General features: G+C 54.7%; 8 protein-coding genes. 1 reads left to right on the forward strand and 7 read right to left on the reverse strand.

Going from position 1 to position 13,756, the window contains the following annotated elements:
- Positions 1 to 219: 219 nt before the first annotated feature.
- Complete coding sequence (locus ACQK2L_RS16450) at positions 220 to 1,302, forward strand: hypothetical protein (protein ID WP_425398117.1); 1,083 nt, start codon at positions 220 to 222, stop codon at positions 1,300 to 1,302.
- Positions 1,303 to 1,328: 26 nt separating this feature from the next.
- Here ACQK2L_RS16450 and ACQK2L_RS16455 read toward each other — a convergent pair whose 3' ends face one another.
- From ACQK2L_RS16455 to ACQK2L_RS16485, 7 genes are all read right to left on the reverse strand, one after another.
- Positions 1,329 to 2,024 (reverse strand): hypothetical protein, encoded by a 696-nt coding sequence (locus tag ACQK2L_RS16455; protein ID WP_425398118.1) that lies wholly within the window; start codon positions 2,022 to 2,024, stop codon positions 1,329 to 1,331.
- A 193-nt stretch (positions 2,025 to 2,217) separates the two neighbouring features.
- Positions 2,218 to 3,174, reverse strand: coding sequence for a glycosyltransferase family A protein (locus tag ACQK2L_RS16460; protein ID WP_425398119.1), 957 nt, complete (start codon positions 3,172 to 3,174; stop codon positions 2,218 to 2,220).
- A gap of 307 nt (positions 3,175 to 3,481) precedes the next feature.
- Positions 3,482 to 4,021: a hypothetical protein gene (locus tag ACQK2L_RS16465; RefSeq protein ID WP_425398120.1), complete on the reverse strand. Its 540-nt coding sequence runs from the start codon at positions 4,019 to 4,021 to the stop codon at positions 3,482 to 3,484.
- 343 nt (positions 4,022 to 4,364) lie between these two features.
- Positions 4,365 to 6,086 (reverse strand): CAP domain-containing protein, encoded by a 1,722-nt coding sequence (locus ACQK2L_RS16470; RefSeq protein ID WP_425398121.1) that lies wholly within the window; start codon positions 6,084 to 6,086, stop codon positions 4,365 to 4,367.
- Positions 6,087 to 6,337: 251 nt separating this feature from the next.
- The gene (locus ACQK2L_RS16475) at positions 6,338 to 7,000 is read right to left on the reverse strand and encodes a hypothetical protein (protein WP_425398122.1); all 663 of its coding nucleotides are present in this window, start codon (positions 6,998 to 7,000) and stop codon (positions 6,338 to 6,340) included.
- Positions 7,001 to 7,071: 71 nt separating this feature from the next.
- Positions 7,072 to 12,327 (reverse strand): exosortase, encoded by a 5,256-nt coding sequence (gene xrt / locus ACQK2L_RS16480; protein ID WP_425401100.1) that lies wholly within the window; start codon positions 12,325 to 12,327, stop codon positions 7,072 to 7,074.
- A 183-nt stretch (positions 12,328 to 12,510) separates the two neighbouring features.
- A complete protein-coding gene (locus ACQK2L_RS16485) occupies positions 12,511 to 13,308 on the reverse strand; it encodes a hypothetical protein (protein WP_425398123.1) in 798 nt (265 codons plus the stop codon).
- Between the last annotated feature and the right edge of the window lie 448 nt (positions 13,309 to 13,756).

Genomic DNA, 13,756 nt, shown 5'->3' on the forward strand with positions numbered 1-13,756 from the left:
TGTCTAGCCAACAGTGGTGCTACCTGCCCGAACTGCTTCGGGTAGTGTGTCAGATTGGCGTCAGCGGTAGCCGAATCGATGTGCGAGGATCCGGCAAAACAGTCGACAAATGGAGCCATTCTGAGTACCATGGAGGCTTGATCCAGGAACATCCGGGCACCCCCCTCCCCTGCCCTTGAGACGCTGGCCCCGCGGCACGCCGACCACGATTGGCATTCGATGAAATACTACCTCTGTGTCGCCGTTTTGCTCATGTGGGCGCCGCCTGCGACTGCTGCCTATCTGTTGGGGGTTGCTGCGCCCCATGACTCGATGTCGGGCGAGTATCTACCAACCGAACTGTTCCGGTTGGCGGTGGACGGATCGTCCTACCAATCTTTGGGCCAACTTCAGGACGGCGGAGTCGGTGGCGACTACGATGCGATCGCAGCGTCGCCCACCTACGGGATACGGGCTTTCTCTGGAGGGACAGGGGGTGGCTCGCGGCTTGTCCGAGTGGACGAGCAGAGTGCGACTGCTACGGTCCTGTCGCCTCCGCTGTTTGGTCGAGAGATTCGAGGGGCAGCGTTCGACGACAACGAACGTCTTTGGGCGGTGGATGTACTATCAGACGAACTTGTGGAGTTCTCGCCACAAACAGGGATTGAACTTCAATCGGTCGGTCTGTCGCTCGACGGCAGCAACTTCGACATGGTCCGAGCAGTCGACCTCGCGGTGGACTTCTCCGGCCAAGTGCTGTTGGTGCATGGCACGGCAGTGTTCGACGTAGATATCTCCACAGGTGCACTAACCGAGCGATTCAGCGACACGCAGAACGAGGCATCGACGGGCTCACCGCCGCTGCTGGCGGGAGCGGTCATTGGATTCAATGGTGCAGAGTCATTGATCGGGCTCGACGTGGCCGGCGGCGCGGAGGACGACTTCTATGCCTACGACCTCGAGAACAGCTTTCAGCGCACCCTGCTGCTGGGCAGCCAGTCGGCGATCGACTTTGAGGTGGGCGACCTGACGCTCGTGGAAGAGCCGGTCAGCACTGGCGACTACAACTCCGACGGAGTCGTGAACCTGGCCGACTACACCGTTTGGCGGAACTCGCTCGGCTCCACGACGAACCTGGCCGCCAATGGCGACGACTCGGGAACCAGCATGAACGTCATCGACGAGGCTGATTACCTTGTCTGGAAGAACAACTTCGGCGCTGTAGCCGCCATCAAGGCGACATCACTGGCCGTTCCCGAGCCAAACGCGTACTCGCTAGTCCTGCTCGGTTTCGCAGTAATCACGCTTCGACGCATTTGGTGAAGCGTGCTCGTTCGACGCGACCGAGTTTAAGCAGCCGACTTTCCACGTACCTGCTGCCGGTAGACGATCAGGCCGATTCCTCCGAGTACCATCGTCCAAGCAAAAATGCTGGAAGCTTCGGGCACCGGAGACAAGTTGAGGTTCAGGTCCCAGTGCCTTGAATTCGGAAAGGGTGTTCCGTTGCTATACTCCGGGATAATCCATGCCGACGCACCGAAGTCACCATTCTTATCGTTCGCTCCAAGGCCCATCTGGAAGAACGTACCCGGGATCACCGATTGGATGGTCACGGTTCCCTTTCCGTCGTCGAAGGTGATGGTGCCAGAGAGCGTGGAGTAGAAATCTTGGTTGGTAGGGTCGTAGGGCCCACCACCGGCCTTATACTGGCTGGGATTTGCTAATGCAGTTTGGAAACCACCCAGAGTCAAGTCGAGGGTGGCAGTAACTGGTGTATCGGCTAGGTTCTTAGCGGTGCCACTTAGCTTGGCCGTCCCATCCATGTATTGCGTTAGGGTCGTCCCCGGCTGGATATCGAAGTAGTTCAAGTAGCCCGTGCCGCCCATGAAGTCATTGGTCCACAGTCCATGCGGCGCGGGGGTGGGGCCAGGTCCATACGCATTAACCGCAGTACTGGTGACGCTCCAAACCTTTATCGAGGCTTCAGAGGTTTGAACTAGGCAACAGCCGACGACAATCACAGAAAGTAGATAGCGGCAATTCATCAGAATCCCCCCGGACAGACAATAATGCGAACTCAGAGATGGCGATGGGTTACGCGCGCTGATTGAGGGGAGTATAAAATAGGGAAAGCCGCATATCAAGGAAAATTCCTGTATTTCTGAGCGTTTGCGCTCGACGCCCGCAACCAAAGGCTGCGGGGACCACCTTAGGGGATTGAGGGCACGAATCGTGCGCCTACGACCACCGCGACAGCCAGTCGTCTAGGGGGCTAGGACCCAGCAATCCCTCACATTTGCCGCTCCTGAGACGTGCCAAAGCACGCATCGGTACAGCTTTCTCCTCGGGCAACACATATGCATAGAGATCCGTCGCGTGGATCATACCCCGATAGGCGACGGCTTTCGCTGAGCGGGACAACGTACTAAGCCATGACGGTGACGGGTGGCCCTGTAGGCGGTCCATCCCACGATCGATCCACGCGCCCACAAAACCTCGATCATGAGCCCGCTTCAAGAATCTGTGTACATCGACCAAACCCGACTGAATGCGATGTCCACAGTTCACTTCGGGAACAAATACTCCGCGGTGCCCAAGTGTCCGGGCCGCCGAGACAAAACAGGCATCCACGGCCCAGATGTTTGGAAACACAGGCACGCTCTGCAGGACCCGCCGCCGAAACCAATAGTGGTTTCCACTTGGGAACCGCAGGACACCCTGGCCCATCTCCCGGTCGCGTTGGTCCCCCGGATCGAAAACCGAAAAAGCCATACCGGTAGCGTATGGATGATACGTCCAAGCTGGTCTTTCCAGTCCATCCGGCCAGATTAGGTAGGATCGCCCTGAGAAAATATCGAAATTAGGACGCTGATCGACCGCGTCAATCACCGCATCGATCCATCCAGGTGCAGGAGACATATCGTCGTCGAGTACCGCAATCACATCGCCCTGACTGTTTGCCACGGCAAGGTTAAGGGCGTGCCCCTTACCAGGAGTCGGGGCATGCAGCACGCGAATGACCTTCCGTCCATAAGGTGCGATGTCCTCCTCGCGAATCTCAGGCTGCGGCGCATTGTCGATGACAACTATCTCGACATTTCCCTCCGCGGAGCCTGCAGCGAGAAGCTCCAATGTTGTGAGGAGAGATTCTCGACGGTGCAAGGTTGGAATCAGAATGGAGAGCGATGAAGGCAAAACCCACGATCCTCTACTGCGTTGCACGAGCACCCATCCAGGCTTCTCGTGTTAGGGGCCAATCCCACAGGGAAATTGGTTCAAGTTGAGCCTTGCCCATTATAGTTGGATATCTGCCTCCCGAAATCTACACCGGCGCATTGACCACCGGTGAAGAGGGGCAGCCAGCCTATGTCGCACCTTTAGGATAAGAAGTTCGGTGCTTAAGAACCACTGTGATACGGAAAATCGGCTAGGCCGGCGAGCCCAGCAGAATTTAGGCGGAGGTGCGGACTGCTGGAGATAGACCTCACGCGAATTATGCCGATCAGGCCATTGATTTACGCCACACCAGAGCCATGCAGGTGCCAGCCACGGTAAGCCATACAAGAAGGCTGCCAGCTTCGGGCACGGGCAACATGGGATGCCGGATCAACTGATCTTGGGCATTTCTGCCGTTATCGCTTCTCTGGAGGTTCAAGATGTAGACGTCCCCCGTGCCACTCCACAGGCTGTTGTTCACATCGCTCAAGTACGCTGACTCCCAGCCGGCGACTTTTCCATCGTACATGTCGTACCACCCTCCGACCTCGCCGCCGATCTCCGACGGGGTATAGCCCATCGCTACCCAGATTGCGAGTTGCAGTTCATTTGCTTGGAAGTTGGCAGCGCTGTTGCTGGTTTGGCCATACGCATTAGAGAAATCAAAACTCGGAAGCGCCGGTCCCGAACCTTCAACGCCATTCAGATAGCGATCGTACAACCAGGCTGCAAACGAGGTGAGCGGCTTGCTGCCCTTACCCAGCGTGCTCGTGGCGTAAGCATCAACAACCGTGTACTGGCTGTTGAAGTTGATAAACTCTTCCAACTGAACACAGAAAGTGTCAGTGACTTTGGTACCCGAACTATCCTTCAGGTAGAAGATACCACCGGGTGAACCCGGCCCATTCCCAATGCTGACGAGATCGCCAGTTTGAATGGATGCGCTTGCGCTTGTACATACACTCGCAATGAGCAAACAACATGCCCACGATGCACGGCACACCATTGCCGAACTCCAGACTCTTTGGAAGGCCATTTAAATTCCCCGATACTCTGCCTTCCCCCCAACAGCAGCTACATTATGGTCAGAACTTACAAGCTTGCATAGTGGCAAATGTGCCAGGAGGGCTGGATTTTCATGCGGGGGAGCTCTCTGGAATGCGGCGTGCTCACTCGGTTTTCCGCACGCGAGGCCCGAGAACGAGTGCAAAGACCCCAAGAGCCCAGCAGAACCGAGGTTCGGGGACAGTGGCCGGGGCGAAACCTCCCTGGTTTCCGCTCCCCAGGTTGTTTCTCCAAACGGTGTAGTCGGCCAAATTGACCACAAGATCGCCATTGCCGTCAGCGGCTAGATCGGTCACCGAACCGACCGTTTGCTTCCACAGCTGGTAGTCGCTCTCGTCGACTAGCCCATCGCGATCGTAGTCCCCTGGCAGGACGGGGATGATGTAATCGACCTTGAAGCTCCTGCTTGCAATGATCTCTACGGGGGCAGTGTAGGAGTCAAACCCAGCTCCGGTGAATTCCACCGAGTAGAAGCCGTCCTCGCTCATGGGGATGGAGTAAGCGCCAGACTCCGTGCTGATCGCGAAGTAAGGAGATTCAGCAACATCGACTCTCACGCCCGAGCGGCCCTCTCCCAAATCATAGAAGTTGTTCCCATTGATGTCTTCGTAGACAACACCCGTCACGAATGCCACATTGCCAGGGTTTCCAAAATCTTGAGTGACTATTTGAGGACCAACCTCTGCTTCGCCATCAACCATATCTAATACACCAATGCCAATCTCTTTGAATGTATCATTGTGGATGTTGGCTCGATGACCGGCGCCGTTCTGCATGCCTTGCCCAATAAACTCGGGGTTGTAGTAACCCACGTCGGGGTTCACTGCGTCGCCCCAATCAACATCGAATGCTGCATGCCCGTGGGCCACGGATTCGGCATAAGCAAAAACGTTCTCCGCGGCACCGCCCACATACCCAACTGTCGCCAAACGGGTGGAAAGCGTCCCATTAGGCACTAATGGCGCCGGAGGATTCGCTGAGTTCTCGTGCCCTTGAAACTCGTTGAGGTACATGTCCTCGGTGTGCAAGTTGGCAGCTTGTTGCAGCTTCTGATTGAAGGAGAGAGGTTGCGCTATCCGCTGCAGATATCCGTCATTCACTGAAGTTTCAAACTGATCGATGATGTGCTGTGTGTTGATGCCGCCTTGTGCATACGCAGCAACAATGTCATCATCGGCCTCGCTGGCGAGTCGCAGAGCTTCGGCCAGCGCATCCGCACGCGAGCGATTGATGTACTCCAGATAGAGTTGTTCCTCGGCTGAGGGATTGCCGACGGTATACTGCACCTTCTGGAACTGTGATCCAACCTGAATCTCATCGACTCGCCATCCGACCGCCGTCTCCGTGTTCGTGTAAGCACTTCCTCCCGTGTACTCATAGAGGAATCGCAGCTTCACGTCTTGGCCGGAATAGCTACCCAAATCGACTTGTCGCAATCCGAATGAACCCTCGCCTTCTGTCCAATCACCAGCTTGAGAGTAGACGGTCGTCGGCCAAGACGCTCCCCCGTTTGTGGAGACTTGAACTTGCGCAACTTGGCTGTCGGTCGCCCAGCTCAATCTGCTTAAGAAGTACAGTTTAGTATCGGACTGTACGTTCAATTCCTGATCAATCTCGAACCAGTTGGATTCGAACGCCGGATTGGTGAGGTGAAGAGCTTTGAGCCCACTTGCTACGACGTCTGACTGAATCAAGTCGTACGCCGGACTGGTGCCGTCGCGCAAATAATCGGTCCCATTTTCCGCTCCTTCCATCCATAGTGTTTGCGCATGAAGCAATTGGGTGGGCAGCACGAGAATGGCTGCGCATAGAACGAGACATCGCATAGTTGCAGAAAAGTCCAAGGTGATTTGCCTCTTCCAGGGGGTCGAAGGCCCCGCCCGTCGCGCCACATAAAATGCAAGATTTTTGCATTTTTGGCAACCACCCAAGAAAGGGGTTGGGGTTTCCGCAAATCGCTGCAAGAGGACGGTCAGGCTGCTACCGTCTGGAAATAGCAGTGGCGAAGGCGTGAAACTCGCGCACTGGATGCGATTTGTAAGACTCTATCCACGGTTAACCGCGGCCTGCCACCCTACTATTGGGAGTTGAAATCTCGAAACGCCGTCACAAACTCACGCAGCAGGCCCTTCAATTCCTCATCCGGGTCGACACCCCCAAAATCAGTGTTGCTCACTAAGACTTGGAGCTTATACAGGGCTGGTTCGCCGCCGAACGCAATTCTGGGAGACTTGGGAACACTCCACTGCCCATCACTCGACCAGGCGTAGGCAACTAGAAACGGCGACTCCAATGGGCTCTTAGGCGAGTAGCTCAAAACACGAAAAATACTATCATGTTGGTCGTCACCCACCGTGATCGAAACGAGTGATTCATCCTTCAAGCGATTCTCTCTATTACCATAACAAATCTCAGGTGGATGGCGGACGAGTGGACCTGCGTCTCCGACCATCAAGAGTACCGATGCAACTCGGTTCGTACGTTTGTTTTGATACACGCGGCTAATATGGCCCTTCACTCCTAGTTCCTTCTGAACACGCTCATCCAGCGGACTCCCATCTTCAAGGCTTACCCATTCGCCCAGATCTACTGGATATGACTCAAGAGCCACCGCTGCGGCTCGCTTCTCACTTGGCATACCCCAGCGGTCTGAGTACCTGCCGTGCAGAATTGCCGGGCTAACGGTTAATGCCACTATCGACAACACGGCCAACGAGTTGTTGAATGAGTTACGACTCATCGCTACACCCAGTCTTTCTTTCTTGTATTCCTACCCGCAGCGGACTCCCTTCATGGAAGTTGCTGCGATTCTTACAGCGATAGTTGTTGCCGTATCTCACTTAGCCATTTCTGGTCGGCTGGAAGTTTTGGCTGACCTTCGATACCCAGTATCAACGACGTTGCCAAGGCTTCCTTGGCTTCCTGCGTACGATCGAGTTCTCGAAGCGCTAGTGCTTTGTGGAGAAAAGCAGTAGCACTGGCCGGGTCCAGGCGAATAGCTTCATTGAATTCTTCAAGGGCAGACTCAGCCTTACCCTGCAGTAACAAGATTTGACCTCGCGTGTCGCGCAGTAAACCGGCTTCTGGGTAATCGGCTAGAGATCGGTCGACTTGTGCCAGAGCTGCGTCATGCTTGTCATCTAATTCTATCCAAAGGCTCGCCAAGTTGTTGCTGGCGTCCAGATTCGACGGCTGTAGATCTAGTATGACGAGGTAAAGTTGCTCCGCACGTTGATTGTCGCCAACCACGGCTGCAAGGTCCCCAGCGTCGCGCAACAGATCGAGGTTCTTCGGGTCGGCCGAAATCTCGTCTTCCAACAGCGTCTGTGCGAGCGCGACCGCAGCGGAAGATCTATCAGGACTTCGAATTAGCACATTTGCAAGGAGTCGCGTAGCGTAGGCACGCGACAAGAAATCGGTTGGCGGTTCTGTGATGAGGGCACGGATCGCAGGCAATTGCCCTTCGTCAAGTAATACGCCGAATACACCCGCCATTAGGTTCGCTGCAGTCGATGGCTCTTTCAGAGCATCTCGCGCAGGGCGGCTAGAAAGGAACCTCGATACTTCACTCTGGATCTGCTGTGTGGTTACTCCGCTCTGCGATTCATCAGCTCCTGCCGCTTCTGCTTCCGTCAATTCTCCTTGAGGTTTGGCTTGGAGCAACTTCAATCTCCATCTAAGCTGCTCCAGTAGCCCCAGTGGATGGCGCCCAAGCATATCGAGCACTTGGTCTTTTCTGCCAGCGAATCTGTCGTCGGCTTGGAAGTGCTTACTCCAGAAATCCAGGTATCGGATCAGGTCCTTAACGTGACTAGGCCGCATATTGACCAACTGGTTGAAAAGCTCATCGGCAGCTCCAATGCGGCCATCCATCTCGTAGAGTTCGGCGAGTGCTCGTAAGTCATTCGCAGTGGGGTCTGTTATGCTTTCAGCGAGCCGAAGCGCTTGGTTGATGTCGTCTTTGGTACCCCGCTCCCCGAGCAATAGAATGGTTATGCGAGTCTTCTCAATACCTATTGCCACTGGCTTTTCGGGCAGTTTCTCGACCACTTCTAGCGCCGCTGCAGTATCCTGGGTCGACCCTGGAGCCCCTAGAAGTTTGGCAACAAGTATCCGAGTGTCTATTAAGTCCGGATTAGTAGCCAATGCACCTTCCCCGAGTTGTATCGCAAGTGGTCTAGCACGCTCAGCAAAAAACTGAGCAGCCTGCCCTTGGACATTACTCTTCACACTGTCTTCAGCTTTTTCCGCAAGCTGTATCGCGGTCCACCAGTAGTGCACCGCCTGAGAAGCGTCGCCGGCTAGCGAATTCAATCGGGCGAGCAGCATTTGCTTCATCGCCGCATCAAGTTCGACCTCTTGCTCGATTCTTTCCAGCAGATTCTTCGCTTGGCCCACCTTACTGGTCTGCAGGTAATGTGCGTAGAGAATTAGCCAGCTGTCGAGACTTGTGGGATCTAATTCAACAGCCTTCTTGAATGCCGACTCTGCCTCTTCCTGGCGTCGAGAACGCGCATCGGAATCGTTCGTCTGAGCACCGCTCAGTGCTAGCACCTGCCCCAAACGAATAAGTGCCTTGGGATCATCCGGATTCTCGGCGACCCACTTTCGAGCCTGATTTTCAGCCGCCTCGGCTTGCCCCGACTTTATCAACGAGGGCATTACTTGATCGAAGATACCTGGATTAGATAGCGGCAGATCTCCCAAGTCGGCGACGAAGCGATCAAATTCTTCGGTTCGTCCCTCTGCTGCGAGAAGTGAAAGCAACTGCTCGGCAGTGCTGGAGCTTTGCATCCCGAGCTGCCATGACTTTTCGAGCTGATCAGTTGCCGCTTGGATGTGCCCCTGCCGGACAGCGGCCTGGGCCTCCAGGAAAGGACCAAGTGCCCAGCGAGGATGAGCCTTCGAAACATCGCGCGCTAGTTGTTTGACTTCAGCGATGCTGCGATCTGTTAATGGCTGCCCGGACATTAGTATCCACATTCCGCGGTACGCCTTCCATCGTGTACCGTCTTCACCTTCCACGTTTTTCAACGTCAGAATCCAATTGGAGAGTTCATCCCATTCACGGCGAATGACAGACAACTGGGCAAGGTTCTCGAGCAACCTTATGTCGAGTGGATTCTTTTTTTGTACGTCTTCGAGTATCGCGGCTGCTCGATCCATCTCCCCAACCTGACGGTGCAATGCCGCCGAAAGGACCGCCAATTCGATTTGCTCGATTCCCTGAGCGCTCATGCGGCTAGCTTCAAGTTGCTCAAGGGCGCCCTTGGGATCTCCGGCCGCTACGGACACGTTAGCTCGAAGTGCCGCGACCGTAACCGGGGAACCAGAGTTTGCAGCCAACCGTTCTACGGCTTCCTTTGCCGCGTCAACGTTATTTGTCTCGAGATAAAGTAATGTCAGAAGCCGCCATACGGTCGGAGAACTGGAGTCCTCTGACAGCTCCTTCTCTAGCAATGTAACTGCTTCGCTACGCCGGTCTTGGGCCCTTCTTAAGTCGACCAAGGTCGATAAGAATTGGTCGCGTGGCGCCTTGGTCTTCGAAGCTTCGAGAAGCGCAGCTTCGACAATTGCAAAGTTGCGGCGATTAGCTGGGAGAAGCAGTTGCATCCCCAACTGAATCTGAGCAAGTTGAACCCAGGCATCGCCGGAATCTGGCGCTAACTGGACACGTTGCTCACACGTCTTCAGCGCCAAGTCATAGTCGCCGGCTTCCAGCGCCGCGGCAGCTAGACCTCTGCAAACCTCCGAGTTACTCGGAGCGATTCTTTGAACACGCTTCCAAGCACTAACGGCTTCGTCGTGTCTATCGAGCTCCGAAAGCCACAAGCCCAGCCGCTGCCAACCAGCAGCAAAATCATCCGGGAACCTCTCTGCCGCATTTGCCGATTCTTGAGTTGAGAGTGAGTTACCTAGTATAGCGACCGCTCGACTAGGACTCCCCTTGACTCTTGTAATCATCGACTCGGCCCTCGCTATACCAAGCTGAGCGTAGCCTAGATACCACGAATCCGATATGTTTGGTAAGGAATCTCGTACCGGCTGAAGTAATTCATCCATCCCTGCACGATCGCCTTGCCGGGCGAGCAACTCGGCAAGGGCAACAACGAGGGGCAACGGTCTAGTTTCATTCTCCGCAAGGCCCTTACGCAAGACTGCCGACGCTGACTGCAAACCATCACCAGAATCATCGGCGAGCATTTGGAGCAATTCCGACTGCAGCAAATATGCTCGAATTGACGTTGGATCTGCGGCAATTGCTTGATCCAAGTAGGCGACGGCCTTTTCAGGTTCAGTTTGCCTTAGGTCCCCAGCGGCCGTGAGAAGCACTTCGGCTTTTGCCTTGGGAGAAGCGGAACTGAGGTTGCTGAGTGCTGCCGTTAAGTCCGCATCGGGATCAAAACTGTTTTCGGTGGTGCCATATACAGTGCTATATCGATAGCGAGCTAACAACGCTTCCGCACTCTGTTGATGGTGTGACACCATGTCATTCATGATGGCGTCTGCATCTGCTTCTCGCTCCTCTTCACTTGGGGTCGAAGAATGCTCGCGAGTAACTACAGCCAATGCCAAAGCGTGCGAAGGTGGGTAGTTCGGCGACTCGAGTGATTGGCCCAACGATCTTGCAACATCCTCCCACGTGTACTTTGCCTGTCGCAAGCCGGCTGGTGACCTCATGTAAGACAGCAACGCATCGGCGCGTTTTCTCACCAACTCGATTGCTTTGATGTTATCCGTTTCCTTGAACGTGCCGTCGGATTGTTGCAACTGGCCCAACAAATCCAAGGCCCCTTCAAAGTCTTGCAATTGCAGTGCGATATCGATCGCCTGTACCGCAAGGTCTTGCCGGGTGGGGTCTGCCTCGTAGGCGTCACGCAACAACTCAACGGCTCGAATTCTGTCAAACTCCGTATCCGCAGCTTCTGCAAACAACTCTGCCAGTTGAACTCGACTCGCAGCGTCGTCCGGTCGCGCACGGATATAACGATCAAGATATCCCAACGCCTGAGTCAGTTTGCCTTCGTCTTTCAGTCGCTGCGCCGTCTTCCAAAGAGTTGTGGTTGATTCCTGAAACTGCGCACGATATCGCCATGTACCCAGGAGCAGGAACATACAACACACGGCCACGCCGCCAATAAGCCATGGTGCCGTTCGTCGGGCGTCCTGTTTCCAGGCTGTGACTATGCGATTCATCAGAGCAATTAGCCCGAGAAAGACTAACATCGCAACTGGCAGTACCAAAACTCCTGCCCAGTCATGGATAGCGGCTTCCACCTTTGCGTCTGGAAACATCTCAGTAAGAACACCGGTAGCTGTGATTCGCAGGACGTTCATCAAGACCGCAACTGGCGCGATTGCAAGTCCAATGACAATTGCTTTCCAGATCCCAGGACGCATGATCACAATGCTGGCGAATGCAAGCGCTGTGATCCCATAAAACATTCGAAGACCGCTGCAGGCGCGTTCGACCTCGAGGGTGTTCTCCCCTAGCAATATTGTGGTGCCTTCCACGATTGCGGGCTGTCCGCAAATCTGAAGCGCGATACCGCTCAGCACGGCCGCTAGTCTCTGAAGATCGGAGCTTATAGCACTAGCGATCGTACCCGGGAGCGGTGTGGCAAACCAAAGAAACACTAGAGATGGCCATGCCCAGCGAAGGGCTGCCCAACCCCATAGGCAACCTACAACTCCCGCGAGCCAAATCGGCATGCTCCAAGCGTCGACTTCCGGGAGATAAAATCGCCCTGCGATGAACCTGAAGGCGGCGGCGACCACCAACAGTGCTAACCATCGCGGATAGAATCCAAGCTTCAGCGATGGTTTCATCTCGCGACGAGACCATAGAAAGAGTATTGCGAGCGGAACGACTAGATAGCCATGTGAGTAGTCAGGATCAGAATTCCAACTTCCCGCAACGCGCACAATTGTTGGCCAGTACGCCCACACCCCTGCCAAGAGGGAGAGAACTACTACGAGCTGCGCCCCACCCAATGATCCACTCTTAGAAGGCTCAAGCCCCGCCTTTGATCCCTTCGACACGTCAACTTCCCCAAAATGTGTCACGCTCTTCAACAACTAGCCCCGAGGTCCCTCCCCAGATCACACTTCAGTTTGGGCAATGTATCGAATTCATGCAAGTTGGCGGCAGTAGGAATTTCAGAATAGCGCAAAAAAAGGATCCCCGCCACCGTTGCGACGGGGATCCATAGTTTTTTCACGTGACTGCTACAATTACAGCCCCATCGATTATTTGCGGCGACGGTACATGACCAAACCGATCGCACCAGCAACCGAGGCGAACGCCAACAGCGACGAAGCCTCTGGGACTGAAACGACGATGAGCTGCTCCTGGTGATTGTTGTGAGTCAAAGCAACAGTCATCTTCCCCGCAACATCCGAAACGTCGTCACCGTTAAGGCCGTCGACTTTTGAAAGCAACCAATCGGCTCCAGCTTTTATTGCTGTGTTACCGAGGTGACCATTCGCATTTGCGCCAACGACAGGATTCCAGGCAGTGGTGGAAAGCGAGATATCGGAATCACCCCCAACGGAGCGGTCCAAAGCGAGTTCCCAAACAGCCAACTGAAACGCGGCGGCTGCTGTGGCAGCACTGTAGCCTTTTCCAGTTGCCACATTCAGAATCCCAGCCAAGCTGCCGTCCTTAGCACTCTCGAAGAAATTGACAGCCATCAGGTTGAGAGCCGCCGCTGAGTTGGCGCTGATCGTGCCACTAGTGGGTGGTACCTGGGCACTTGTCAGTGGGTCAATCATGTATGTCCTGCTCGCACTAGTGATGGTCTGAGCAAGTTCCAAGCAGAACGTGTAGAGCTGCCCATTCTTAATTGAGGGCGACAAAACCCATCCCTGAGTCTCTGCGACTCCATCAAAATCCAAATTCGAGTAGTCGAAATCAAATCCGCCACCGTTGCCAAACCTTGCGGACTGTTGGTTCCAGGCAATATCAATTGTCCCAAACTGCCCAGCAAAGCTCGTTGATGCAGCAAGGGTTGCCACTACAGCGATTGTGTACTTAATCGATCTCATAGTTCAGTAAACTCCACAAATGACTCTTAAAAACAAACATGAGTAACTCAAAGGATGCACACTGACTGAGGCGGCCTCAATAGTTCATTGCATGGTGGAGCTGGTAGACTGAGTAAATAGTGGCTGTGAACCCAACTGACGAGATTGTCATCAGCAAGGAAGCCAACCAAACCATAGGCACAGAAAGCTAACGTTCCACCCTGGCCACCGCCCGCAGAAGTCGAAGTGCTGCTGCTGGAGGAATTGGTGTCAGGATGGATAAGACCCAGCAATGACTCGTGCTTTTCGGGAACATTATCCCTCTCAACTCTGCTGGGGGTAGTTCCTTTGCCGTCCGTTTGAGTTTGCCCACCCATGGAGCAGTCAGGGGAAGGGAATGCAGACACAACGATGCTTGCTCTGGCACCAACGGCAGACCACAACGCAATAACCGCAGCAATTGCTACTG

It is taken from the genome of Aeoliella sp. (genome assembly GCF_965227375.1).
Lineage (GTDB): Bacteria > Planctomycetota > Planctomycetia > Pirellulales > Lacipirellulaceae > Aeoliella.